The organism is Amycolatopsis sp. WAC 01416, assembly GCF_003947485.1.
Taxonomy (GTDB): Bacteria; Actinomycetota; Actinomycetes; order Mycobacteriales; family Pseudonocardiaceae; genus Amycolatopsis.
On the sequence record NZ_QHHX01000006.1, the window covers coordinates 490,013 to 513,273 of the forward strand.

The window sequence follows — 23,261 nt, forward strand, 5'->3', positions numbered from 1 at the left end:
AGGTAAGATGGTTACGGCGGAGGCGTGATGATCGGGAAGACGAAGGACGCGGGCTGGGAGATCGGCGTGTCCAAGACGATGGCGTATCCGCTGGCGCAGGTTTGGGAGTACCTCTCGGGTCCGGGCCTCGCGGCCTGGCTGGGCGACGTGCGGCTGGGGTCGGAGAAGGGTGCGCCGTACGAGACGGCGGAGGGCACTGTCGGTGAGGTTCGCGGCTACCGCGAGCAGGAGAAGATCCGCCTCACCTGGCGGCCGAAGGACTGGGACCACGAGAGCACGGTCCAGGTGGGGCTCCGTCCGGCGGGGCCGGACAAGACGGTCGTGGTCTTCCATCAGGAGCGGCTCGCCGGGCCGGAAGAACGCGCCGCTCAGCGTGAGCACTGGCAGGCCGTGATGAAGCTCGTCGCCGACGGCCTCGCCGGCTGATCAGGCCAGCGCTCGCCGTGCCTGCTCGGCCAGTGCGTCGGTGATCCGTTCGGCGCTCAGGCCGAGTTCGCCTGTTTGGTGGAGGAACACGTCCGCGGCCAGCGGTGCCAGCAGGATGTCGGCGAGCGCGTCGGGATCCTTCGAGTTCGCCTCCTCGGCGAGGAGACGGACGTGCGTGCGCCACAGCCGGTACGGCCCGCTGGTGAACCGCGAATGCCCGACCTCGGTGCCGAGGACGAGATGCGCGTGCCGCGCGAGTAGTCCGATCATCGCCGCGTAGAACGCGGCCAGCCGCTCGGCGGGCGGCGCGCCAGGGCCCAGCGGGGGAGGGCCGGTGAGCAGTCGCTCCTGGAGCTCCCGCTCGTGTTCGTCCAGCAGGGCGACGGCGATCGCCGAGCGGTCCGGATAGCGGCGGTACAGCGTCGCCCGGCCGACTCCGGCCGCTTTGGCGATGTCCTCCATGGTGACGTCCGAGGCCGGACGTGCGGCGAAGAGCTCTTCGGCGGCCTTCAGGATCTTCGCGCGGTTGCGGGCGGCGTCCGAGCGTTCCCGTCCCGAGTTGTCCGCGAGCAGGTCTTCCGTCGGCATGTCCGCAGCCTAGGGAATATCCGGACACGGCGTCCACTTGTACCCGTCGAAGCAAGTGGACGTCGTGTCCACTTCCTGGTCCGGGAGGCCCCGATGAGCCACCTTCTCCACCTCGACTCCAGTGCCCGCAGCGCGTCGTTCTCCCGCGAGCTGAGTGCTCGTTTCGCCGAGACCTGGCTTGCCGCGAACCCGGGCGCCGGCTACACCTATCGCGACGTGGCCGCCGATCCGGTGCCGCCGATCGGCCAGGCATGGACCGAGATCTGCGACGCGCTCCTCCGGAACGGGATCACCGATCCGGACGGCTACGCCTCGGTGGTGAAGACACCGGAGCAGCGCGAGGCCTGGGCGATCATCGAGCCGCTCCTGGCCGAACTGCTCGTCGTCGCCGTCGTGCTGATCGGGGCGCCGATGTACAACTTCTCGGTCCCCGCGACGCTCAAACTGTGGATCGACCAGGTGACGTTCCCGAAGATGTCCTTGGCGGGCAAGGCTTTCGTGGTCGCGGGAGCGCGTGGTGGCACGTACCTGCCCGGCACTCCGCGGGAGCCGGTCGACCATCACGAGCGCTACCTGCGTGACTTCTTCGCCGGTCACTACGACGTCCGCGACGTCACGTTCCTGCATTCCGAACTCACGAACGCTCTCGTCGACCCGCGGCTGAGCCCGCGTGATCCCGACCGGATCGCGTCGCGGGAACAGGCGCTCCTTGGCGCCGAAAAGCTGGCCTCGGCCGGAAGGGAAGCTTGATGGGCTGGGGAATCCTGCTCCTGGCCGGAGTCGTCGAGGTCGCCTGGTCGCAGAGCATCAAGCCGACGGAGAACTTCACCCGGTTCTGGCCGACCGTGCTGTGCTTCGTGCTCGGCGTCGCCGCGGTCTACCTGCTGTCGAAGGCGATGGACTCGCTCCCGGTGGGGACCGCGTACGCCGTGTTCACCGGCATCGGCGCGGTGGGCGCGATCGTGTTCGGCATCGTGATCCACAAGGACCCGCTCAGCTTCGGGCGGTTCGCGGCGATGGCGCTGATCGTCGGAGGGGTGGTGCTGGCGAAGGTGGCGGAGTGACCTCGGGAAGGGGACTTTCTCGCCGGGAAGTCCCCTTCCCGGCGGGTCAGGCCAGCTTCTCCCACAGGAATTCGAGCATCAGCGCCCATTTGAACGCCAGTTGCTCGTTGTCGGCCGCCGCGCCGTGACCGCCCTCGATGTTCTCGTGGTACCGCACGTCGTGTCCCTGCTCCCGCATCCGCGCGACCATCTTGCGCGCGTGGGCGGGATGCACCCGGTCGTCCCGGGTGGACGTGACGAACAGGACCGGCGGGTACTCGCCTTCGCCGCGCACGTTCTGGTACGGCGAGTACTTCCCGATGAAGTCCCATTCCGCCGGGTCGTCGGGGTCGCCGTACTCGGCCATCCACGACGCGCCCGCGAGGAGTTTGTGATAGCGCTTCATGTCCAGCAGCGGCACTTGGCTCACGATCGCGCCGAACAGCCGCGGGTAGCGCGTCAGCATGACGCCCATCAGCAGCCCGCCGTTGCTGCCGCCCTGGATGCCGAGGCGGGCAGGCTCGCTGATGCCGCGTTCGACGAGGTCGGCGGCGACGGCCGAAAAGTCTTCGTAGACCTTGTACCGCTTGGCTTTGGTCACCGAGGTGTGCCAGTCCGGCCCGTACTCGCCGCCGCCTCGGATGTTCGCGACGACGTAGGTGCCGCCGCGCGAGAGCCAGCCGCGGCCGATGACACCGCTGTAGCCGGGGGTCAGCGAGACCTCGAAGCCGCCGTAGCCGGTCAGCAGCGTCGGGCCGCCTTCAGCGCCGGAGGGGCGTACGACGAAGTACGGGATCTTCGTGCCGTCTTCGGAGGTCGCGAAGTACTGCGAGACCGTCATGCCCTCGCTGTCGAAGAACGAGGGGGCGCGCTTGAGGACCTCGACCTCGCCACCGACGTGCCCGTAGTTCAGTGTCGACGGCTGGGTGTAGCCGCTGGAGTCGAGCAGGTATTCGTCGCTGACGTCGGGGTCCGTGCCGGTGATCTGCGCGGTGCCCAGTTCCGGGGCGCCGGCGAGCGGCTGCGAGCTCCAGCCGTCGGACGGCGTGAGCACGCGCAGTTCCGTCCGGACGTCAGACAGCGTCGAGAGCAACAGGTGGTTGTGCGTCCAGGCCCAGTACTCCAGCGACGTGTGCGCGTCCGGGGTGAAAAGGGTTGTGAAGGTGCGCTCACCCGCCATGAACGCGTCGAACCCGGAGGCGAGCAGGGTGCCGGAGGGGTACGTCGTGCCCTCGACGGTCCAGTCCGAGCGAAGCCGGATCAGCAGCCACTCGCGGTGTGAAGACGTCTGCGCGTCTTCGGGGACCTCGATGCGTTCGAGCCCGCCAGGCGTCCGGAGATACCTTTCCGTGCGGTAGAAGTCGATCGAGCGGTAGACGAAGTCGCGTTCCCAGCCCTCGGTCGGGTCGTGGTGGGCGGACACCGAGACGTCGTCGGGCTTGCCCTCGAAGACCACCGTCGCCTCTTCGAGCGGGGTGCCGCGCCGCCATTCCTTCGCCAGCCTCGGATAGCCCGAACTGGTCAGCGTCCCGGTCCCGAAGTCGGTGCCGATGTAGACGCGGTCGCGGTCGATCCAGCCGATCCGGGTCTTGGCCTCGGGCACGAAGAACCCGTCTTCGACGAAGCGTCGCTCGGCGAGGTCGAACTCGCGGACCACGGTCGCGTCGGCGCCGCCCCGCGACAGTTCGACCAGCGCGCGCTGGTAACCCGGCCGGAGGACGGCCGCGCCCTGCCACACCCAGTTCTCGCCGTCGGCCTCGGCCAGCGCGTCGACGTCGAGCAGGAGCTCCCACTCCGGCGTGTCGAGCCGGTACTGCTCCAGGGTGGTGCGGCGCCACAGGCCGCGGGGGTTGGCCGAGTCCTGCCAGAAGTTGTACAGGTATTCGCCGCGGCGCCGGATGTAGGGAATCCGGTCGTCGGCGTCGAGGACCTCGCGGACCTCGTCACGGATCCCGGCGAACCGTTCGCCGCCCGCCAGTTCCTCCAGAGCTTCGGCGTTGTGGGCTCGCACCCAGTCCAGCGCTTCTTCGCCGGTCACGTCTTCCAGCCACAGGTACGGGTCCTCGTCACTCATGCTGACAGTCTCGCCGGGTGTTCCGTCCCGGCGCCACCAGGTGTGGCATTCCGTATGCTGTGGGCTCGCACGTTTGGGGGACACCATGACCGGCACCGACGAGGTACCCAGACCGTTCGCGCCCTCGCCGGGTCGTCCCGAAAGCCCCCGCAACACGGGGGCCGCCGTGGTCGGTCTGCTCATCGTCGCCGCCCTGACCACCACCGGGATGGCGATGGCGGGCGGGCCGCGGAAGATCGACGGCCAGGCCTTCCCGGTGTCCGGCCAGTACACCTCGGAAGGCGCCAAGGCTCCGGCAGGGAACGCGAAACCCGCGCCCAAGGAGGTCCGGGAACTGGAGACGAACCCGCTGCTGGCCGACGGTGTCGCGCTCGGCGCGGTCACCTGCCGCCTGCCCGGGATCAGCCGCGAGCCCGCGAAGCTGGAGACCTATTACAAGACATTCGTGACGTGCTTGGCCGAAGCCTGGAAACCCGCCTTGGACCAGGCGAACGAGCCCGCGCTGACGGTGACCGTGCAGGTGACGCTGCCCGAGACCAGCGCCTGCGGGAAGGCGCCGGGCGAGAACGAGGCCGTCGCCTACTACTGCGGCGGCGACACCACGATCTACGCGCCGACCGAGTGGATGCTGGGCGACGCGGGCCTCGAACGGTCCCGTCACCTCGCGACGATGGCCCACGAGTACGGGCACCACGTCCAGCGGTCCAGCGGGATCCTGTCGGCGGCCGCGGAGAAGATGTCGTCGCCGGAGGAGAACGCGCCGGCGGACAAGGAACTGGTCCGCCGCATCGAACTGCAGGCGAACTGCTTCGGCGCGCTCGCCCTCGCGGCGGCCGCCGGACGCGGTTCGATCAGCAGGTCGCTGGCCAACGCGGCCCTCGACGACTACGGCCGCGCCGACGACAGCGACACCCACGGCAGCCGCCGTAACCAGCTGAAATGGGCGAAGGCAGGCTTCTCCGGGAAGACGACGTCGGCGTGCAACACCTGGGCGGCCCCGGCCTCGGACGTCAAATGACCGACGACGTGATGGCGGAGATCAACACCGGCCTCCAGCTGCACATCTCCGGTGATCGCGTCGGCGCGCGCGAGAGGTTCGCGGCGCTGTGGGAGCGGATCGGCGAGGACGGCGACCCGCTGCACCGGTGCGCGCTCGCGCACTACATGGCCGACGTCTGCGACGACCCTGCCGACGAACTCGCCTGGGATCTCCGCGCGCTCGCGGCGGCCGATTCGCTCACCGACGAACGCGCCAAGGAGTACCACGCGACGCTGGCCGTGCGCGGTTTCTACCCGTCGCTGCACCTGAACCTCGCCGAGGACTACCGCAAACTCGGTGATCACGAGTCCGCGAAGGCCCAGTGGGAGCTCGGGCGGGGCACCCTCGGCGCGCTCGGCGACGACCCGTACGGCGCCGGGATCGTCCAGGCCTACGCCGCGCTCGCGACCAGATTGGGGATGGAACCGGACTCTCCGGACTTTCGCGCAGGGCGGTGAGGCCATAACCTGGAGTGACTCAGGTCACCCATCCGGGAGGAGCGCGTATGCGGATTTCCGATCTGTTGCGGAACAAGGGGGCGGCCGTCGCGACCGTCTCGCCGGAGACGAACGTAACCGAACTGCTCGAGAGACTCGCGGAGCACAACGTCGGCGCCCTCGTGGTCGTCGACGCCGAGGGCGGGATCGTCGGCATCGTCTCCGAACGGGACGTGGTGCGGCGGCTCAACGAGCGCGGACCCCAGCTGCTCGACGGATCGGTCGCCGCGATCATGACGAAGATGGTCGCCAGCTGCACTCCCGAGGACTCGGTCGATCAGCTGTCCGTCCTGATGACCGAACGCCGCATCCGGCACGTCCCGGTCGTGGTGGACGGCAGGCTGGCGGGGATCGTGAGCATCGGCGACGTCGTGAAGACCCGGATGGAACAGCTGGAGAAGAGTCAGGAACAGCTGGAGGCGTACATCTCGCAGGGCTGAGCCGGGCTTGCCAAGCGCAATGAAGGGGCCTTTCATAGCAAATTTTGCTATGAAAGGCCCCTTCATTGCAGCGGGGACGGCTACTCTCGCCACCCCGACAGCTCGACACCCTTCGCGACGTCCACCCGGTACCCGAGCGTCACGACACCCTTCGCGCCCGGAGCGAGCGTCAGCCGCCAGGTGAACTCGCCCAGTTCGGTCCGCTCCACCGGCTCCGGCACGGTGCGCACGTCGCGGACGGTGATCGCGTCGTCCCGGGAGACCGGTGCCTGGTCCAGCACGGTCACGACGGCTTCGCGCGGGCTGTGGTTGACGATCGTCGTGGTGTAGGCGGCCTCCCGTTTCCGGGCGCCGGACAGCGTCGCCTTGCTCGCCGAGCGGTGCGCGAGTTCCCGGTCGACCCGGATCCGGTCGTCCACGCCGAGGGCGAGTTCGAGTTCCTCACCCGGCGCCCAGACGTCCAGCCGTGTGGTGCCGACGAACTCCGTCTCGTGGAAAACCGACGCCTTCCCAGGCCGCAGCGTGTGCTCCGAGGTGTTGACCACGGCCGCCCGCAGGTACGCCTCGCCTGACACCGCCGGAGCGGTGACATAACCCAGTTTCGCCGTCAGCTCCAGCTGCGCGAGCGTCGTGCGGTGACCCTGCGCTCCCGACGGCACCGCCACCGGACGTCCCGGCCGGTAGGTGACCGCGGTGGTGCCCTGTTCGACGGACGCGGTCCGCATCGCCATCGGCGGCGCCGCGGGGGCGGCCATGCCCACCGACTCCGGGATCCCACCGCCCGCGGGCGAGGCACTGCCGTACGCGGCGCGCGCCATCAACGGCTGGACCGGCCGGACGCGGTCGAGGAACCACGGTTCGAGTTCCGGTACCTCCACCGTGTTCGCCGGCCGCGCGGTGGACAGGGCCAGCTCGCATTCCGGCCAGTCCTCCCCGGTGTGCTGGGTGATCCGCCCGTACCAGGTCACCGAGACGTCTTCACCGCGGACGCGGACGTCGTAGCCGGGCTCCCAGCTCGCGTTCGCGACCACATAGGACAGTTCGAGGCCGATCTCCGCGCCGTCCTCCTGGCTCTCGACTTCGACCGTGACCGTCGCACTGTCCACTTCGGACATGCCTTGTTTCGCCTCGATCTCCCGGTCCAGCGCCTTGAGGTCGTCACGGAGCCGGGCGAGGCGGATGCCGAGTTCGCGGCGCTTCCCCAGTGCCTCGGCGAGTTGCGCGCCGAGCGCCTCGGTGACTTCGGCGACCCGGGGCGGCTCCGCCGTACCCGCCGCGAGCGCCTTCGCGAAACTGCCGCCACTCCGCTTCGCCACCCCGGTCAGCAGATCGACCTTCGTGGTCTCCGCGGCGACAGCGTCCGCGACCTCGTCCACCACCGCCTGATCGGCCCGCCGTCGCTCGGTCAGCGCGCGCAGGGAAACGTCCGCGGGGGCGGGATGACGCTCGACGGCGACGTCGACCCCGGCGATGACCGCCGGACCGGTCCCGGTGACACGGACCGAATCGGTGTCCAGGTTCCACGGCAGGCCCGCGAAAGCGAAGCGCGTTTCCCCGTCCAGGCCCGCCGAAGCCCGCCTCGTGATCCGGGCGTGGTGCGGGTAGACGGTGACGGCGACGATCGGTGCTTCCAGGGTGCTCGGCATGCCCCCGACGTTAGTCTCTTGACACCCGTTCGGGTGGCCGGAAACCTCAGCTGCGTCTTGCCCGCCCGCCCTTGGGGGTCACGTGAGAGTCGCCAGACTCGCCGCCTTGTTCACCGCCGTCCTGGTTCTTCCGGCGACCGCGCTGCCTGCCCAAGCCGACGCGCCACCGGCGCCGGTCTTCTCCGGCGGCCAGGCGCAACCGGTGTTCGACCCGGCCGACGTCATCCGGGAGAACGTCTGGGTCACCGCGCCGGTCGACAGCGACGGCGACGGCAAGGACGACCTCGTGCACGCGGAGGTGGTGCGGCCCCGTGCGACACAGCAGGGCATGAAGGTCCCGGTCGTCTACCAGGCCAGCCCGTATTACGCGGGCGGAAACGACGTCGCGAACCACAACGTCGACGTCGAGCTGTACGTGCCCGGCGCGAAGCGGCCCGCCGCGGGCCCGCGGATCGCGACCAAGACCGTCGGCCCGAACCCGGCGCCGATCGGCTGGCGGTACCAGGACTACTTCACCGCCCGCGGTTTCGCCGTGGTGTACGGGGAGTCGCTCGGCAGCGGCCAGTCCACCGGCTGCCCGAGCACCGGCGACGTCAACGAGACCATCGGCGCGAAGTCCATTGTGGACTGGCTGAACGGCCGTGCGACGGCCCGTGACGCGGCGGGCAAGGCCGCCGTCGCGGACTGGAGCACCGGCAAGACCGGCATGATGGGCGTCTCCTACAACGGGACGCTGCCCAACGCCGTGGCCAGCACGGGCGTCGAGGGGCTGGAGACGATCGTCCCGATCGCGGCGATCTCCAGCTGGTACGACTACTACCGCAACGACGGCGCCGTCGTCGCGGCCGGCGGTTTCCAGGGCGAGGACGCGGACGTGCTCGCGGATTACGTCTACACCCGCCAGGATCGCGCCGTCTGCCGCCCGCTGATCGACAGCATCGCGGTCGACCAGGACCGGGTGACCGGTGACTACAGCCGCTTCTGGGACGTGCGCAACTACCGCAACGACGTGAACAAGGTGCGCGCTTCGGTGCTCGTGGTGCACGGCTTCGGCGACTGGAACGTCAAGACCGACCAGGGCACCCGCTGGTACGAAATGCTCAAGCGGCACGGGGTCGAGCACAAGATCTGGCTGCACCAGGCCGGGCACGCCGACCCGTACAGCCTTCGCCGCGACGTCTGGCTCGCCACCCTGAACAAGTGGATGTCGCACTACCTCTACGACGTGGACAACGGCATCGAGCGCGAGCCGAAGGCCACCATCCAGCGTGAGGACAAGACGTGGGTGGACGAGCCGGAGTGGCCGCTGCCCGGCACCCAGGACGTGAAGCTCTACCCGTGGCCCGGTGGTTCCTCGAAGGGCAAGCTCGACACGCGCAACCCCGTTCCGGGCAAGGCCGCGGTCGAGACGCTGGCGGACGACGCGAGCAAGACCATCGAGCAGCTCGCCGCCGCGACGTCGTCGGGCAACCGGCTGCTCTACGCGACCACCGCGGCGAAGCAGCCCGTGCGTCTCTCCGGAACTGTGAAGACCGACCTGTCGCTGTCCTTCGACAAGCCGGCCGCGAACGTGACCGCGGTGCTCCTCGACCGCGCTCCGGACGGGACGGCGAAGGTGATCACCCGCGGCTGGACCGACCCGCAGAACCGGCGCGACCCCGCCCGCACCGAGCCGATCACCCCTGGTGAGAACTACAAGGTCGAGGTCGAGCTGGTCGCGAAGGACTACCTGCTCGCTGCCGGGCACAAGATCGAGTTCCTGGTGGCCTCCAGCGACCACGACTACACGCTCCGGCCCAAGCCCGGCGCCGGTGTCTCGGTCGAGCTGAACCGGACCTCGCTGGTGCTGCCGGTGGCGGGGGGCAAGCCCGCGCTGCGAGCCGCTTTCGGCTGAGCGAGCCCACTTCCGTGAAGGCCTCCTTCCTTACCCTGAGGGTAGGGAAGGAGGCCTTCACTACGTCATCGATGTGCCGTGGTGACGCCGCGATGGAGGGCCGGCGGGACGTGGCATCCGGCGTTCCGGGTGGAAAACACCCACCCGACCTCGGGCTTGTACGGAAAATGTATTTCTCCCGGCTTTGCTTCGGCCTGTCCGGCTTCCCCACCTGATGGAGGTCTCCATGTCCAGGTTGCGCCGTTTCGCAGTGCTCGCCGCGGCCGCCGTTCTGCCCGCGCTCGGCCTGACCCTCGCCGGTACGACGCAGGCGTCGGCCGCCCCGAACTTCCAGGTCCCCTTCAAATGCGGTGTCACGGTCACGGCGGCGACGTTCAGCGGGCACAGCCCGGCGAACTCGGTCGACTTCCAGAAGTCGGGGATCACCGGGATGCCGGTGCTGGCGTCGGCGGGCGGCACCATCACCAGGGTCGCCAACGAAGGCAGCACGAGCTACGGGCGCTGGGTCGAGATCGACCACGGTGGCGGCTGGCGGACCCGGTACGCCCACCTGTCGACCCAGTCCGTCTCGGTCGGCCAGGCCGTCAGCGTCGGCAAGCAGATCGGCACGGCCGGGGCGACCGGCGGGGTGACCGGTCCGCACCTGCACTTCGAACAGCGGCTCAACGGGGTGGCGCAGAAGGCGGTGCTGCACGGGGTCGCGGTGCCGTACTACGGCCACACCAACTTCACCAGCAAGAACTCGTGCGGCGGCAACCCGTACGACGCCACCGAGGTGTGCGGCAGCGGATTCTCGGTCGTCGATTCGCAAGGGCTCGCGAACAGCGCGGGAACGGCGTACCTGCTCTACAACGCCTCTACCAAGGCCAACTGCGTCACCACGTTGAAGGCGGTTTCCCTCGGCACCGCGTCGCCGGTGTCGGCGTTCCTCGAAGTCCAGGGGTCCGCTCGCGTGACCGACTCCGGCAGCTTCACCTACTACGCCGGACCGGTGAAGAAGACGGCCGCCTCGACCTGCGTCAAGTGGGGCGGCTCGGTCGGGTCGAACGCCTACGAGAGCCCGTTCGAACACTGCGGCTGACCCCGCGGGGCCGGGCACTGTAGACCATCCCACCGACAGGATCGGCGTCCCCGCGACCCCGTCCCGCGGCGGTTGTCCACAACGGCCCCGGCTGTCCACAGATGTGTCCCGCCCCCACCCAGCGGCCCCATTCCCGCCGCAGGGTGGGGGCATGACCACATCCACCCCGACCGGCAGTACCACGGTCGATCTGACGGATCCGGCGGACCTGCTCGCCGCGATCCCGTACCTCCTCGGCTTCCATCCCGAGGATTCCGTCGTCGTCTTCGGCCTGCGCGGCCCGGGACGCAAGCAACAAGGCCTCGTCATGCGCGTGGACCTGCCACCCCCGGGCCTGGAACACGACCAGGCGCGTGACCTGGCGATCAGGCTCGCCGTGACCCGCCACACCGGTGCCACCGTGGCGGTGGTCGGCGGTGGCACCTTGAACAAGGCGGGCCGGCCACCGCGACGCCGGTTCATCCGGCGCCTGGAAGCTTCGCTGGCCGAGTACGACATCTCGCTGAAGCATTCGGTGTGGGCTCCGCGTATCGCCGCCGACGTGCGGTGGGGCTGTTACCGGGACAGAACCTGTGGCGGTCGCCTGCCGGATCCGCGCGACTCGGTGGCCGCCGCGATCGTCACCGGTGCCGGGCAGATCACGCACGCGAGCCGGGAAGAAGTCGAGCGCCTCTTCGACCCCGTCGCGCCGGAGACACTCGCCAGACGTGCCGATCTCCTCACGAGAATGGCCGATCCGCCATGGCGAGGCGGAGATCTCGTCGGGGCGGGAGTCGGCGAGGTGAACGCCGCGCTCGCCCGCGCCGACGACGGCGACCTCACGATCACCGACGACCAGGCCGTCCGGCTGGCCTGGGCCCTTTCCCTGGTCGAGGTCCGGGGCGCCTGCATGCTCACCGCCGCCCCCGCGGAGTCACCCCTAGCCCGCACGGCGGAGGAGCTCTGGCTCACGCTGGCCCGGGAACTCCCGGCGCCGGAAGCCGCCGAGGCGCTGGCGCTGAAAGCGCACGCCGCCTACGCCCGCGGCGACCTGGCGACCGCCGGGATCGCCCTGGTCAGGGCCGGCGAAACCGACCCCGAACACGGGCTGACGAAGTTGCTGACCAGGGCTCTGCACGCGATGGTGCAGCCGTCCGAAGTGGCCAGGGTGGTCCTGCGACAGCGGGACGACGGAACTCCCGAGATCCGCCTCAGGCGGTCTGGCGGGACCGGGTGAACGCCCAGGCATCGGCCACGATGCCGTCGAGGTCGGTGCGCTCGGGCTTCCAGCCGAGTTCGTCGTTCGCCCGCTCGCTGGAGGCCACCAGCACCGACGGATCGCCCGCCCGGCGCGGCGCGACCGCGGCGGGGATCTCGTGACCGGTGGTGCGGCGGCACGCCTCGATCACCTCGAGCACGGAGAAACCGGTGCCGCTGCCGAGGTTGTAGACGCGGTGCTCGCCGTCGGCCGCGTGGCGCAGGGCCAGCAGGTGCGCGTCGGCGAGGTCGACCACGTGGATGTAGTCGCGGATGGCGGTGCCGTCGGCGGTCGGGTAGTCGTCACCGAAGATCTGGATCCGCTCGCGGTCCCCGGTGGCGACCTGGAGCACGAGGGGGATCAGATGGGTTTCGGTGGCGTGCCGCTCGCCGAAGGAGCCGTAGGCGCCGGCGACGTTGAAGTAGCGCAGGCTGACGGCGGCGATGCCGTGGGCGCGCGAGAACGACGTGATCGCGTGGTCGATGGCCAGCTTCGTCGCGCCGTAGGTGTTGGTCGGCCGCGTCGGCGCCGTCTCCGGGATGGGGGAGGACTCCGGTTCGCCGTAGGTGGCCGCGGTGGAGGAGAACACCAGCCGCTTCGTGCCGTGGTCGCGCATCGCTTCCAGCAGGCGAAGCGAGGTCAGGACGTTGCCTTCCCAGTACTTCGCCGGATCCGTCATCGACTCGCCGACCAGCGACTTGGCGGCGAAGTGGAGGACACCGTCGAAGCCGTCGCCGAGAAGGCGCTGAGCGACCTCGGCGGCGTCGCCCTCGACGAAGGTGGCGTCCGGGTGCACCGCGTCGGCGTGCCCGGTGGAGAGGTCGTCGACCACGGTGACGTCGTGCCCGGCCTCGATGAGGCGGGCCGCGCAGACACTGCCCACATAACCGGCTCCGCCCGTCACCATCAGCTTCAGGGTCTTGGTCGGTTCGTCGGTCACGTTCGCGCCTTTCTGCTGCGGATGCGGTCGCGGCCCAGTGTCCTCGCCCCCGGCGACGAGGTTCGCCCGGGGGTACGGGTGTGCTCGACGAAATCCGGCCTCACCGTGTTCCGCCTTCAAGCACGCGAATCACGCCGAAGCGGCTTTCCCGGGGCCGACCCCGGGCTAGAGCTCGTCGCGGCCGGCGCCGCGCGACGGCACCGCGGTGAACAGCCTGGGGTGGCGCAGATCCGCCGCTTCGTACGCGGCCTTCACCGCCCGGCCCACCGAGTCCACATCGGACTCGCGGACCAGTGCGATCGCCGAGCCGCCGAAGCCGCCGCCGGTCATCCGCGCGCCGAGCGCCCCGGCTTCACGGGCCGAATCGACGGCGAGGTCGAGTTCCCGGGTGGAGATCCGGTAGTCGTCGCGCATGCTGACGTGCGAGGCGTCCAGCTGAGGACCGATCTCGGTGATCCGGCCCGCCCGCAGGAGCTCCACGGTGTCGAGGACGCGCTGGTTCTCCGTCACCACGTGGCGCACCAGCGGCACGAGTTCGGACGGCAGCTTGTCGAGGGCGGCGTCCAGCCCGTCCACGTCGATGTCCCTGAGGGCCTTCACCTCGAGCAGTTCCGCGGCGCGCTCGCAGCCCCGCCGGCGTTCGCCGTAGCCGCCCTCGGCGTGCGAGTGCTTCGTGCGGGTGTCCATGATCAGGATTCGGACGCCGGATTCCTCCAGCGGGAACGGCACCTGCTCCATCTCACCGGAGCGGACGTCGAGGAACAGCACGTTCGATTCGGTGCAGCACAGGGAAGCGGTCTGGTCGAGCAGACCGGTCGGCGCACCGACGAAGTCGTTCTCCGAACGTTGCACCCAGCGGGCCACCTCGTGCAGGCTCGGCGAACCCGCGCCTGCCCCGGGAGTGATGCCCGCCAGCCCCAGGAGGGCGAGCGCCACCGCGCATTCGAGCGCGTGGGAGGAAGACAGGCCCGCCCCCGAGGGCACGTCCCCCGCGATCGCCACGTCCGCGCCGCCGCCGAGGCCCTGGTCACGCAGCACCCACGCGACTCCCGCCGGGTACGCGGCCCACCCGTCGACCGAGCCGGGCCGCAGATCGGCGATCGTGAGCGGGCCGGATTCCTGAACCCTGCCGTCCGAGCCGAGGGTGGCCACGGTCAGCACGCCGTCCTCGCGCGGGGCCGCCGCGGCGGCGAGCCGGTGCGGGAGGGCGAAGGGCAGCACGAAACCGTCGTTGTAGTCGGTGTGCTCACCGATCAGGTTCACCCGGCCGGGTGCGGACCAGACGCCCGCCGGAGCCCGGCCGTGGAGGGCCTGGAAGGTCTCCGCGGCGTCGGACGCGGCGCTCACCTGGCCTGCGCCAGCACGGCGTGCAGCGCCGACACGGGAACCTGCGCGGTGTTGTCCCCGCCGGTGACCTCTATGGTCCCGCCGGGTGCCGCCTTGCCGACCTTGACCCGGCTGCCGGGCACGATGCCGACGGATTTGAGCTCCGTCATCAGCGCCTCGTCCAGCTGCACGTGCTCGGCGATACGGCGGATCTCGACCTCGCCGCCACCCATGCGGGCGAACTCGTCGAGCCGCACCAGGTCGGCCTCGGCGGGCGGGGCGGGATCACCGTCGCCGAGCTTGTCCAGCCCCGGGATCGGGTTGCCGTAGGGCGACGTGGTGGGGTGGTCGAGCAGCTTGACCAGCTTGCGCTCGACGGCCTCGCTCATCACGTGTTCCCAGCGGCAGGCCTCGTTGTGGACGTGCTCCCACTCCAGGCCGATGACATCGACCAGGAGGCGCTCGGCCAGGCGATGCTTGCGCATGACCGCGATGGCGAGCTCGCGACCGTGTTCGGTCAGCTGCAGGTGCCTGTCGTCCGCGACCACGACCAGTCCGTCGCGCTCCATCCTGGCGACGGTCTGGCTCACGGTCGGGCCGCTCTGCTGCAGCCGCTCCGCGATCCGGGCCCGCAGCGGGACGACACCTTCTTCTTCGAGCTCGTAGATCGTACGCAAGTACATCTCTGTGGTGTCGATGAGATCGTTCACGCTGTCCCCTTCGTCCGCGTTGCTCATCGTAGTCGCTGGCACCGACAGCGACGCAGGCGTGGGGAGAACAAGCGCCGAGGCGGGAAAAGTCCCCCCAAGCTGGGCGTGGAGCCGTGAGGCACGGAAAGATGGTCGTATGCGCCCCATGATCACCACCGGCGAACTAGCCGCGCAGCTCTCCGGGCCGGAACCGGCACGTTCCGTGATCCTCGACGTCCGCTGGCGGCTCGCCGGCCCGCCCGGTGCCGATTCCTACCGTGAGGCGCATCTCCCGGGCGCGGTGTACGTCGACCTCGACACGGCGCTCGCCGGGGAGCCGGGTGACGGCGGCCGCCATCCGCTGCCGGAACCGGCGACACTGCAACGGCACCTGCGGGCGGCCGGGGTCCGCGCCGGGCACCCGGTCGTGGTCTACGACGACTCCGACGGTTCGGTCGCGGCCAGGGCGTGGTGGCTGCTGCGCTGGGCCGGACACACCGAGGTCGCCGTGCTCGACGGCGGGTTCGCCGCCTGGGCCGAGGAAGAGCGCCCGCTCACCGGCGAGGTCCCCTCGCCCGCGGGGGGCGACATCGTCGTGAAGCCCGGTGGCATGCCGGTGCTCGACGCCGACGAGGCCGCCGCCCTCGCCAGGGACGGGCTGCTCTTCGACGCGCGGGCGAGGCCGAGGTACGCGGGGGAGACCGAGCCGATCGACCCGCGCGCCGGGCACATCCCCGGCGCGGTCAACGCGCCCTTCTCCGGGCATCTCGCGGAGGACGGCCGCTGGCGTGATGCCTCGGAACTGGCCGAGCGGTTCGAAGGTCTCGGCGTGGCCCCGGAGAACCCGGTCGGTGTCTACTGTGGATCGGGGGTCACCGCCTCGTCCGTCGTACTCGCGCTCGAGGTCGCCGGTCACCCGGAGCCCGCGGCGCTGTACGCGGGTTCGTGGTCGCATTGGTCACGCGATCCGGAGCGTCCGGTGGCCACCGGCGATCTGCCCGGCTGACCCGCGGGCGGGTCCGGAACGACGCGTGAGCCGCGTCAGGGCACTAGAGTTCCGACCATGCGAGCACCGGCCGTCGTATGGGACTCCTCGCTGCTGGGTTACGACCTCGGCGGCGAGCATCCGTTCAACCCGGTCCGGCTCGAACTGACCATCCGGCTCGCCACCGAACTCGGCGTGCTCGACGGGGTCGAACTGCTCGTCCCCGGCCCGGCGGGCGAAGACGAGCTCCGCCGGGTGCACCTCGGCGAGTACATCGAGGCCGTCCGGCAGGCGCCGATGACCGGAGCCGATTTCGCGCACGGGCTCGGTACCGAGGACAACCCGGTGTTCACCGGTATGCACGAGGCTTCCGCGCTCGTCGTCGGCTCGACGCTGCTGGCGGCGCGCAAGATCGCCGAGGGCGAGGCCACCAGGGCGGTGAACATCGCAGGCGGCCTGCATCACGCGATGCCCGGCAAGGCGTCGGGTTTCTGCGTCTACAACGACTGTTCGGTGGCGATCTCGTGGCTGCTGGACCACGGATTCGACCGCATCGCCTACGTCGACACCGATGTCCACCACGGCGACGGCGTACAGGAGGCGTTCTACGACGACCCCCGGGTGCTGACCGTTTCCCTGCACCAGCATCCGTTCACGTTGTGGCCTGGCACGGGCTACTCGGCGGAGATCGGCAAGGGCGGGGCCGAGGGCACCGCGGTCAACCTGCCGCTGCCGCCGGGCACCCGCGACGGCGGCTGGCTGCGGGCGTTCGAGGCGGTGGTGCCGTCGCTGCTGGAACAGTTCCGGCCGCAGATCCTCGTCACCCAATGCGGCGTCGACTCCCACGAGGAAGACCCGCTGGCGGACCTCTCGCTCTCCGTGGACGGCCATCGCGCCATCTACCGGCGGCTGCGTGAACTGTCCGAAGCGCACGCGGGCGGCCGCTGGCTCGCCGTGGGCGGCGGTGGCTACCAGCTGATCCGGGTGGTGCCGCGGTCCTGGACCCATCTGCTCGCCACCGTGCTCGACCGCGACGTCGATCCGGCGACGGCCCTGCCGCCGAACTGGGTCGCGTCGATCTCCAGGGCGGCGCCGAAAGCCGAGATCCCGCCCGGCATGTCCGACGACCGCGACACCGCGTACGTCCCGTGGGGAGACGGGGCGGACGAGCCGGTCGACATCGCCATCCGCGACACCCGCCGGGCGATCTTCCCGCTGCACGGCCTCGATCCGGACGATCCGAGGGACTGACATGGCCAGTGAGGACACCAAACGCGACCCCTACGACTTCCCGAGGGAGTGGGAGGCCGACGTCCTGCTCTCCGACGGCGGCACCGTGCACCTGCGCCCGGTGATCCCGAGTGACGCCGACGGGCTCGTCGCCTTCCACGGGCGGTTGTCCGAACGCACCCGGTACTTCCGGTACTTCGGCGCCTATCCGCGGATCCCGCAGCGGGACCTCGAACGGTTCTCCGTCGTCGACCACCACGACAGGGTCGCCTTCGTCGCGCTGCTGGGCGACGACATCGTCGCGGTCGGCCGCTACGAACGGCTCGAACACGGACCGTCGGCCGAGGTCGCGTTCGTCGTCGACGACGCCCATCAGGGCCGCGGGCTCGGGTCGATCCTCCTGGAGCATCTGGCCGCCGCCGCCAAGGAATGCGGGCTTCGCCGCTTCGTCGCCGAAGTGCTCGCCGAGAACGCGGCGATGGTCCGCGTGTTCCGCGACGCGGGCTACCAGGTCAGCCGCGAGATCGAAGAAGGCGTGCTGCACTTGGAGTTCGACATCGACCCGACCGAGGAGTCGCTCGCGGTCGCCCGCTCCCGTGAGCAGGCCGCCGAGGCGCGCAGCGTGCACAACCTGCTGCATCCGAAGTCGGTCGCGGTGATCGGCGCGTCCACCGATCCGACGAAGATCGGCTACGTCGCCCTCACGAACCTGCTCAGCGCCGACTTCGCCGGCACGGTCTACCCGGTCAACCCGGAGCACAAGTCCGTCCGCGGCGTGCGGGCCTATCCGTCCGTCGTGGACATTCCCGAGGACGTCGACCTCGCGGTGGTCGCCGTGCCCGCCGAAGCCGTCGAGTCCGTTTTGGACGGTGCGCTGGCCAAGGGGGTCAAGACCCTCCTGATCGTCTCGGGCGGGTTCGCCGAGGCCGGTCCGCACGGGCTGCACGCCGAACTGAGACTGGTCGGGGAGGCCAGGGCGCACGGTATGCGGGTCGTCGGCCCGAACGCGCTGGGCGTGCTCAACACCGACTCCTCGGTCCGGCTCAACGCCACCCTCGCGCCCCGCCTGCCCGCGCGCGGCCGCACCGGGTTCTTCTGCCAGTCCGGCGCGCTGGGCACCGCCATCCTCGCCGACGCGGAAGCGCGCGGTCTCGGGCTTTCGACGTTCGTCTCGGCGGGGAACCGGGCCGACGTCTCCGGCAACGACCTGCTCCAGTACTGGGAGACCGATCCGGCGACCGACCTCGTCCTGCTGTACCTGGAATCGTTCGGCAACCCGCGCAAGTTCGCCCGGCTCGCGCGGCGGTTGGCGCGGACGAAGCCGGTGGTGGCGGTGAAATCCGGCAGGCACGCCGTCCGCCCGCAGCTCGCCGCGACTTCGGCGGAGGTCGACGAGTCCAGTGTCCAGGCCCTGTTCGAGCAGGCTGGCGTCGTCCGCGTCGACACGCTCGCGCAACTCTTCGATACCGCGCTGGTCTTCGCGCATCAGCCGTTGCCCGCCGGGCCGCGGGTCGCCATCGTGGGCAACTCCAGCGCCATCGGGCTGCTCGCCGCCGACACCGCCCGGGCGCACGGGCTCCGGCTGGCCGTCGATCCGGTCGACGTCGGACCGCAGGCGAGCCCGGAGGAATTCGCCGACGCCGTGCGCGAAGCACTCAACTCGCCGGAGACCGACGCGCTCGTCGTGGTCTTCGTGCCGCCGCTCGCGATCCCGGGTACGGCCTACGCCCGCGCGCTGCGGGAGGCCGTCGTCGAGCTGGACAAGAACAAGCCGATCGTGTCGACCTTCCTCGCCGTCGAGGGGGTGCCGGACGAGCTGGCCGTGTTGTCCGAGGACGGCGTGCCGACGCGAGGTTCGGTCCCGTCGTACCCCAGCCCCGAACGGGCGGTGAACGCGCTCGCGCGGGTCGTGCGCTATGCCGCCTGGCGGCAGCGGCCGCAGGGCAATCTGGTGCGCCCCGCGGGCCTGCACGCCGAGCAGGCGCAGGTGATCGTCTCCGAACTGCTGGCGGACGAGGAAGGCAAGACGACGCTGCTGTCCGACGACGACGTGGTCCGGTTCCTGGGCTGCTACGGCATCGACGTCGTCCCGTTCCGGGTCGCCTCGTCCGCGGACGAGGCGGTGAAGGCGGCTGAGGAGCTGGGCTTCCCGGTCACCCTCAAGGCCGTCGACGAACGGCTGCGCGGCAGGCCGGACCTCGCGGGTGTGCGGCTCGATCTGTCCTCTGTGGACGGAGTGCGCCGGGCGTACGCCGATCTGCGCGAGATCTCCCATGACGACGAGGTCTACGTCCAGCGGATGGCGCCCAAGGGCATTTCGTGTGTGGTCGGGCTGCAGGACGATCCGTCGTTCGGCACGCTCGTGTCGTTCGGTCTCTCCGGGCTGGTCAGCACGCTGCTGGGGGACAGGGCCTACCGCGCGGTCCCGCTCACCGACGTCGACGCCGCCACGTTGCTGCGTGAGCCGCGGACGTCACCGCTGCTCACCGGGTACCGCGGCGACGAACCGGCGGATCTGGCCGCGCTCCAGGACATCGTGCTGCGTGTCGCGGCGCTCGCGGAGGACAACCCCGAGGTCCGTTCGATGACGCTCGACCCGATCCTGGCCTCGCCAGGCGGCGCGTTCGTCGCCAACGCCCGCATCGTGCTTGGCCCGCCGCCTTCCCGTCCCGACACCGGGCCGCGACGGCTGCGGCCGATCAACGCCCCTACTTGAGCCCGGGCAGCACGATGCTGAGGACGCTCGCCGCCAGCGGCGCGAGGATCCCGAACGCCGCCGTGACGGTCTTGCCCACCGTGGTGTCGGTGCCGAGAACCTGCGTCAGCCGGGCGCGTCCGGCGAGCCAGTCCTCGCCGGGCCGCGCGTCGGGCGGCAGCGGGTAGATCTCGTCGACCAGCCGCAGGCACCGGGTCTTCCACGCGAGGAACACCGGGACGTAGAGCAGGAGCGAGATCGCGGTGAACAACGCGCCGTAGAGCAGCACGCTTTCCGGTGGGAACGCCTCTTTCGGGGTGCCTGTCGCGAGGAACGCCCGGCGCTGGGCCCCGGCGTCGATGACCGCCGTGGACACGATGAGCGCCAGCACCGCGAGACAGGCACCGTTGGCGCGCTTGCATTCGAGGAGTTCGCCGAGCACGTCGACGGCCTGCTCCCTGGTCTCGCCGTCGAACACCCGCGAGATGCGGCGGAGGCGTGTGTGGTTGAGCCACAGGCCCAGCACCGCGGGCGCCGCCGCGATCAGGCCGAGGGCGAGCAGGGTCCGCGACACCCCGATCGCCGTCGTGGGTTTGAGTTCGCCGATCGGCGAACCGGCCTTCCACTGGAAAGCGAAAAGGATCGCCGCGAAGATCCCGTACGCCAGCGCCGGTTTCCAGACCGCGACCCCGGCAAGGCGACGCCAGGCCGTGAGGTGGATCGAATGCGCGAACAGGAAGGCGAACAACACCACCGACGCCCCGATGAGCATCGACCACACACCGAACCCGCCGGTGTCGGCCAGCGCCCGGTTGCCTCGCGAGCCGAGCACCGCCCGGGTCAGCAGGCCGAGTCCGGCGAAGGCGCCGAGCGCGAGCACGCTGATCACGAGCGGCCAGAGCCAATGCTTCCTCAGGCGCGTCACGCCGTCAGTCTGCCGGGAACGGCGCCGGTCAGGAATCCCACTCTTGGGGCGAGCGGGCGCCGAGGTCCGCGTCGTGGCGAGCGAACGCCGCGATGTCTCCCCGGATGGTGTTGTGGAACGCGACGATTCGCCCGTCGTGGATGAGCTTCGTCTGGACCGCCTGCGCCTCCCCGGCCATGGGACCGGCGGGGATGGACAGTTTGGTCGCGGTGTGTACGAGGTCGAACCCGCCGCCGAGCGGGCGGCTCGACACCTGCCGGATCTCCAATGTGCTGCCCCGGTAGATGGTGTCGAAGATGTTCTGGCTCTCGCGCGCGATCGTCGCCCGCCCGCGCTGGATCCGGCCGACGACGTCGACGAAGTCCGCGTCCTCGGCGAAGTTCGCGGCCCACGCCTCGCCGTCGCCCGCGTTCCAGGCGCGTTCCAGCGCGGTGATGATCTCCTCGGTGGTCATCGCTATCCTCTCTTGTAACAGCGATCCATAAGTTAGAACAACGTTCCAACTTTCGAGGAGCATACATGCCCGCGGACCTTCCCGGCATCGTCCGGTTGCGCGACCGTCGTGAGGCTCTGACGCTGCGCACGATCCTGACGGCGGCCCGCGGGCTGTTCGCCGAACGCGGGTACGCGCGGACGCCGATCCGCCTCATCGCCCAGGAAGCCGGGGTGTCCCCGCAGACCATCTACGCCCACTTCGGCTCGAAAGCCGGTGTTCTCGGCGGCCTCGTCGACCTCCTCCACGACGAGGCCGGGATTCCCGACCTCGTCGCCGAGGCGGGGCGGACCGAGGACCCGGTCGCGCTGCTCGGCCTGCTGGCCACGGTCGCGCGGCAGGTTCGGGAGCGCTGTGGCGACATCGTCACGATGCTGGGTTCCGGCGCGGCCGTGGACCCGGACATCGCCGCGACACAGGCGGAAGGCGCCCGGCGCAACCGGCTCGGTGTCGAGCTGGTCATCGACCGGGTCCGGACCGGCGGCCGCGCCGTGGTGCCCAGGGCCGCGGACATCGCCGTGGCCCTGATGAGCGCAGACGTCCACGCCAGCCTCGTCACCGAGGCTGGGTGGAGTCACGACGACTACGAAGCCTGGCTCAAGGACACACTGGTCGTGTCGCTGCTCCGGTGACGCAGGTTCTTGCCGAAGAACGCCGAGAGCCACGCGCGTTGCGCGGCGACACTCCGCGCCGGGTCGACGGTGCCGATGAACGCGGCCGGGGCGTTGCCCAGCTGTGGCAACAAGGTCTGGTAGTCGGTGAAGCTGAAGTGCTCGCCGTCCGGCAACCGCGACTCGCCGGTCCAGCCGCGCTGGTTGCGGAGGAACTCCTGCCAGGACGCGTCCGACGCGGCGCTGTGGTCACCCGCGCTCATCAGCAGGAACGGCCGGTCCAGCCCCTCGTCGGCGACGCGGCCGAAGATCCGCTGCGACTGCGAATGGGCCATGCTGCCGTCCAGGTTCGCCCCGGCGACGACGCGCCGATCGGTCACCATCGTCTCGCCCGCGGTGAACCCGCCGGCGGAGTGGCCGAACATGCCGACCCGGGTCAGGTGGAGTGAGTCGAGGACGAAGCGGGTGTCCTGGACGCGGGTCTCGATCAGGCGCTTCGACACCTCGATGCTCGACGGCGGCAAGGCCTTCTTCGCGACGCGGCCATCGGGGAACTCGACGGCCTCGGCCTCGTGGGTGTGGTCGATGGCCACCACGACGTAACCCTCGCTCGCGAGCTGTTCCATCTGCGTGGTGCCGTGCGAACGCGACAAGGTGCCCCCGGGCGAATACAGCACGACAGGCCGTTTGCCGCCGACCGCGGGGGCACCGGTCCGGGAGTGGGTGGGGAAGCGGTAGTCGAGCCGATCCGCGGCGATGCCCAGCTTGACGGCGTCGCCCTCGGCCACCACCTTCGCGACACCCGGCGCCATGTACGGCGCTTTCGGTCCCGTCGGCAGGGCCGGGTACCGCACGGTGACCATCAATTCCCGCGTCACGCCCGGAACCCACGGGTCCTGGCGGGAGTGGTCGACCAAGTGAAGATCGGTGATGCCGACCGCGTACGGGCCTGTCGGCACGGGAAGGCTCAAGCGGACGGGTGCCGCCGACGCGGACGGCGTGAGGAGGACGGCGGGCAGGGCGAGCGCGGTGGCGAGTACGCCGATCCGGCGCGTGATTCGTTCCATGGCACCGAACGTAGGGAGTTGGCCGGTCCCGGGACATCGGGAAGATCACCGGTGCCGACCCTGGGATCGGCCCCGGGTCTCCTCGATCGCACCTCGAGTGCCGCTTGTGGCAATTGCCGGTTCCGGAAGCTTCGTTCGCTGTAGAACCGGCGAGCACCTTGTTACGTTCGGTGATGGCGCGTGCACGCCCGGACCGAAGGAAATCCGACGAGAGGTGAGTGCCATGAAGGAATACGAGACCCCCATGCTGATCGAGGCCGGCGAGTTCGAAGAGGTCACCGGCCTGCTGCAGTCGTCGGGCAACGACCGGCTGATCCTCAGCAAGAACTGAACGC

Annotated in this window: 23 protein-coding genes; 14 read left to right on the top strand and 9 right to left on the bottom strand. The window is 70.3% G+C overall.

Annotated elements, in window-relative coordinates; translation table 11 throughout:
* Window positions 1-27 precede the first annotated feature (27 nt).
* Window positions 28-426, top strand: coding sequence for an SRPBCC domain-containing protein (locus DL990_RS23105; RefSeq protein WP_125785384.1), 399 nt, complete (start codon window positions 28-30; stop codon window positions 424-426).
* On the opposite strand, the gene DL990_RS23110 is transcribed toward DL990_RS23105, so the two are convergent.
* Window positions 427-1,014, bottom strand: a complete 588-nt coding sequence (locus tag DL990_RS23110; RefSeq protein ID WP_125799866.1) for a TetR/AcrR family transcriptional regulator — start codon at window positions 1,012-1,014, stop codon at window positions 427-429.
* 93 nt (window positions 1,015-1,107) lie between these two features.
* Between DL990_RS23110 and DL990_RS23115 the strand changes: the two genes are divergently transcribed.
* Window positions 1,108-1,764: an FMN-dependent NADH-azoreductase gene (locus tag DL990_RS23115; protein ID WP_125799867.1), complete on the top strand. Its 657-nt coding sequence runs from the start codon at window positions 1,108-1,110 to the stop codon at window positions 1,762-1,764.
* Window positions 1,764-2,078, top strand: a complete 315-nt coding sequence (locus DL990_RS23120) for a multidrug efflux SMR transporter (RefSeq protein ID WP_125785387.1) — start codon at window positions 1,764-1,766, stop codon at window positions 2,076-2,078. The genes DL990_RS23115 and DL990_RS23120 overlap by 1 nt, the downstream gene beginning before the upstream one ends.
* Before the next feature lie 46 nt (window positions 2,079-2,124).
* Here the strand turns inward: DL990_RS23120 and DL990_RS23125 are convergent, their stop codons facing one another.
* Entirely contained in the window at window positions 2,125-4,131 is a 2,007-nt protein-coding gene (locus DL990_RS23125; protein WP_125799868.1) for a prolyl oligopeptidase family protein, read from the bottom strand.
* 85 nt (window positions 4,132-4,216) lie between these two features.
* Between DL990_RS23125 and DL990_RS23130 the strand changes: the two genes are divergently transcribed.
* The 3 genes from DL990_RS23130 to DL990_RS23140 are packed head-to-tail and all read left to right on the top strand — an operon-like array spanning window position 4,217 to window position 6,107.
* Window positions 4,217-5,149 carry a neutral zinc metallopeptidase gene (locus DL990_RS23130; protein ID WP_125785389.1) on the top strand — a complete coding sequence of 311 codons (933 nt, stop codon included), beginning with the start codon at window positions 4,217-4,219 and terminating at the stop codon, window positions 5,147-5,149.
* Window positions 5,146-5,628, top strand: a complete 483-nt coding sequence (locus tag DL990_RS23135; RefSeq protein WP_125785390.1) for a hypothetical protein — start codon at window positions 5,146-5,148, stop codon at window positions 5,626-5,628. Before DL990_RS23130 ends, DL990_RS23135 begins: the two co-directional genes overlap by 4 nt.
* A gap of 47 nt (window positions 5,629-5,675) precedes the next feature.
* Entirely contained in the window at window positions 5,676-6,107 is a 432-nt protein-coding gene (locus tag DL990_RS23140; protein WP_125785391.1) for a CBS domain-containing protein, read from the top strand.
* 80 nt (window positions 6,108-6,187) lie between these two features.
* Here DL990_RS23140 and DL990_RS23145 read toward each other — a convergent pair whose 3' ends face one another.
* Window positions 6,188-7,753, bottom strand: coding sequence for a DUF4139 domain-containing protein (locus tag DL990_RS23145; protein ID WP_125785392.1), 1,566 nt, complete (start codon window positions 7,751-7,753; stop codon window positions 6,188-6,190).
* Between the two features lie 82 nt (window positions 7,754-7,835).
* Here DL990_RS23145 and DL990_RS23150 point away from each other — a divergent pair, with 82 nt between their 5' ends.
* The 3 genes from DL990_RS23150 (at window position 7,836) to DL990_RS23160 (ending at window position 11,944) form a co-directional block, all read left to right on the top strand.
* Window positions 7,836-9,647: a Xaa-Pro dipeptidyl-peptidase gene (locus tag DL990_RS23150; protein WP_125799869.1), complete on the top strand. Its 1,812-nt coding sequence runs from the start codon at window positions 7,836-7,838 to the stop codon at window positions 9,645-9,647.
* A 226-nt stretch (window positions 9,648-9,873) separates the two neighbouring features.
* Window positions 9,874-10,728 (top strand): M23 family metallopeptidase, encoded by an 855-nt coding sequence (locus tag DL990_RS23155; protein ID WP_125785394.1) that lies wholly within the window; start codon window positions 9,874-9,876, stop codon window positions 10,726-10,728.
* A gap of 151 nt (window positions 10,729-10,879) precedes the next feature.
* Window positions 10,880-11,944, top strand: coding sequence for a DUF4192 domain-containing protein (locus tag DL990_RS23160; RefSeq protein ID WP_125799870.1), 1,065 nt, complete (start codon window positions 10,880-10,882; stop codon window positions 11,942-11,944).
* On the opposite strand, the gene galE is transcribed toward DL990_RS23160, so the two are convergent.
* The 3 genes from galE to DL990_RS23175 form a co-directional block, all read right to left on the bottom strand.
* Window positions 11,919-12,872 (bottom strand): UDP-glucose 4-epimerase GalE, encoded by a 954-nt coding sequence (galE, locus tag DL990_RS23165; RefSeq protein WP_125785518.1) that lies wholly within the window; start codon window positions 12,870-12,872, stop codon window positions 11,919-11,921. The two genes, DL990_RS23160 and galE, sit on opposite strands and share 26 nt — an antisense overlap.
* Window positions 12,873-13,070: 198 nt before the next feature.
* On the bottom strand, window positions 13,071-14,252 hold the full coding sequence (gene galK / locus DL990_RS23170; protein WP_125785396.1) for a galactokinase: 1,182 nt from the start codon (window positions 14,250-14,252) through the stop codon (window positions 13,071-13,073).
* Window positions 14,249-14,968 carry a metal-dependent transcriptional regulator gene (locus tag DL990_RS23175; RefSeq protein ID WP_125785397.1) on the bottom strand — a complete coding sequence of 240 codons (720 nt, stop codon included), beginning with the start codon at window positions 14,966-14,968 and terminating at the stop codon, window positions 14,249-14,251. The genes galK and DL990_RS23175 overlap by 4 nt, the downstream gene beginning before the upstream one ends.
* A gap of 109 nt (window positions 14,969-15,077) precedes the next feature.
* Here DL990_RS23175 and DL990_RS23180 point away from each other — a divergent pair, with 109 nt between their 5' ends.
* From DL990_RS23180 to DL990_RS23190, 3 genes are read left to right on the top strand one after another with little or no spacing between them, the layout of a single operon-like run.
* Window positions 15,078-15,926, top strand: a complete 849-nt coding sequence (locus DL990_RS23180) for a sulfurtransferase (RefSeq protein WP_125785398.1) — start codon at window positions 15,078-15,080, stop codon at window positions 15,924-15,926.
* A 57-nt stretch (window positions 15,927-15,983) separates the two neighbouring features.
* Complete coding sequence (locus DL990_RS23185; RefSeq protein WP_125799871.1) at window positions 15,984-17,156, top strand: acetoin utilization protein AcuC; 1,173 nt, start codon at window positions 15,984-15,986, stop codon at window positions 17,154-17,156.
* A 1-nt stretch (window position 17,157) separates the two neighbouring features.
* Window positions 17,158-19,851: a bifunctional GNAT family N-acetyltransferase/acetate--CoA ligase family protein gene (locus tag DL990_RS23190; RefSeq protein WP_125799872.1), complete on the top strand. Its 2,694-nt coding sequence runs from the start codon at window positions 17,158-17,160 to the stop codon at window positions 19,849-19,851.
* Here the strand turns inward: DL990_RS23190 and DL990_RS23195 are convergent.
* Window positions 19,844-20,755 (bottom strand): hypothetical protein, encoded by a 912-nt coding sequence (locus DL990_RS23195; protein WP_125799873.1) that lies wholly within the window; start codon window positions 20,753-20,755, stop codon window positions 19,844-19,846. The two genes, DL990_RS23190 and DL990_RS23195, sit on opposite strands and share 8 nt — an antisense overlap.
* 28 nt (window positions 20,756-20,783) lie before the next feature.
* Window positions 20,784-21,209, bottom strand: coding sequence for an SgcJ/EcaC family oxidoreductase (locus DL990_RS23200; RefSeq protein WP_125785402.1), 426 nt, complete (start codon window positions 21,207-21,209; stop codon window positions 20,784-20,786).
* Between the two features lie 65 nt (window positions 21,210-21,274).
* On the opposite strand from DL990_RS23200, the gene DL990_RS23205 reads away from it, so the two are divergent.
* Window positions 21,275-21,880, top strand: coding sequence for a TetR/AcrR family transcriptional regulator (locus DL990_RS23205; protein ID WP_125799874.1), 606 nt, complete (start codon window positions 21,275-21,277; stop codon window positions 21,878-21,880).
* Here DL990_RS23205 and DL990_RS23210 read toward each other — a convergent pair.
* Window positions 21,832-22,926 carry an alpha/beta hydrolase gene (locus tag DL990_RS23210; RefSeq protein WP_125799875.1) on the bottom strand — a complete coding sequence of 365 codons (1,095 nt, stop codon included), beginning with the start codon at window positions 22,924-22,926 and terminating at the stop codon, window positions 21,832-21,834. The two genes, DL990_RS23205 and DL990_RS23210, sit on opposite strands and share 49 nt — an antisense overlap.
* A gap of 223 nt (window positions 22,927-23,149) precedes the next feature.
* Between DL990_RS23210 and DL990_RS23215 the strand changes: the two genes are divergently transcribed.
* Window positions 23,150-23,257 (top strand): keywimysin-related RiPP, encoded by a 108-nt coding sequence (locus DL990_RS23215; RefSeq protein WP_125785405.1) that lies wholly within the window; start codon window positions 23,150-23,152, stop codon window positions 23,255-23,257.
* The last annotated feature ends 4 nt before the right edge of the window (window positions 23,258-23,261 follow it).

Excerpts from the sequence above, each read along its gene's own strand:
- DL990_RS23105 (WP_125785384.1), top strand. The coding sequence starts at position 28 with ATGATCGGGAAGACGAAGGACGCGGGCTGGGAGATCGGCGTGTCCAAG.
- DL990_RS23110 (WP_125799866.1), bottom strand. The coding sequence starts at position 1,014 with ATGCCGACGGAAGACCTGCTCGCGGACAACTCGGGACGGGAACGCTCG.
- DL990_RS23115 (WP_125799867.1), top strand. The coding sequence starts at position 1,108 with ATGAGCCACCTTCTCCACCTCGACTCCAGTGCCCGCAGCGCGTCGTTC.
- DL990_RS23120 (WP_125785387.1), top strand. The coding sequence starts at position 1,764 with ATGGGCTGGGGAATCCTGCTCCTGGCCGGAGTCGTCGAGGTCGCCTGG.
- DL990_RS23125 (WP_125799868.1), bottom strand. The coding sequence starts at position 4,131 with ATGAGTGACGAGGACCCGTACCTGTGGCTGGAAGACGTGACCGGCGAA.
- DL990_RS23130 (WP_125785389.1), top strand. The coding sequence starts at position 4,217 with ATGACCGGCACCGACGAGGTACCCAGACCGTTCGCGCCCTCGCCGGGT.
- DL990_RS23135 (WP_125785390.1), top strand. The coding sequence starts at position 5,146 with ATGACCGACGACGTGATGGCGGAGATCAACACCGGCCTCCAGCTGCAC.
- DL990_RS23140 (WP_125785391.1), top strand. The coding sequence starts at position 5,676 with ATGCGGATTTCCGATCTGTTGCGGAACAAGGGGGCGGCCGTCGCGACC.
- DL990_RS23145 (WP_125785392.1), bottom strand. The coding sequence starts at position 7,753 with ATGCCGAGCACCCTGGAAGCACCGATCGTCGCCGTCACCGTCTACCCG.
- DL990_RS23155 (WP_125785394.1), top strand. The coding sequence starts at position 9,874 with ATGTCCAGGTTGCGCCGTTTCGCAGTGCTCGCCGCGGCCGCCGTTCTG.
- DL990_RS23160 (WP_125799870.1), top strand. The coding sequence starts at position 10,880 with ATGACCACATCCACCCCGACCGGCAGTACCACGGTCGATCTGACGGAT.
- galE (WP_125785518.1), bottom strand. The coding sequence starts at position 12,872 with ATGGTGACGGGCGGAGCCGGTTATGTGGGCAGTGTCTGCGCGGCCCGC.
- DL990_RS23175 (WP_125785397.1), bottom strand. The coding sequence starts at position 14,968 with ATGAGCAACGCGGACGAAGGGGACAGCGTGAACGATCTCATCGACACC.
- DL990_RS23180 (WP_125785398.1), top strand. The coding sequence starts at position 15,078 with ATGCGCCCCATGATCACCACCGGCGAACTAGCCGCGCAGCTCTCCGGG.
- DL990_RS23185 (WP_125799871.1), top strand. The coding sequence starts at position 15,984 with ATGCGAGCACCGGCCGTCGTATGGGACTCCTCGCTGCTGGGTTACGAC.
- DL990_RS23190 (WP_125799872.1), top strand. The coding sequence starts at position 17,158 with ATGGCCAGTGAGGACACCAAACGCGACCCCTACGACTTCCCGAGGGAG.
- DL990_RS23200 (WP_125785402.1), bottom strand. The coding sequence starts at position 21,209 with ATGACCACCGAGGAGATCATCACCGCGCTGGAACGCGCCTGGAACGCG.
- DL990_RS23205 (WP_125799874.1), top strand. The coding sequence starts at position 21,275 with ATGCCCGCGGACCTTCCCGGCATCGTCCGGTTGCGCGACCGTCGTGAG.
- DL990_RS23210 (WP_125799875.1), bottom strand. The coding sequence starts at position 22,926 with ATGGAACGAATCACGCGCCGGATCGGCGTACTCGCCACCGCGCTCGCC.
- DL990_RS23215 (WP_125785405.1), top strand. The coding sequence starts at position 23,150 with ATGAAGGAATACGAGACCCCCATGCTGATCGAGGCCGGCGAGTTCGAA.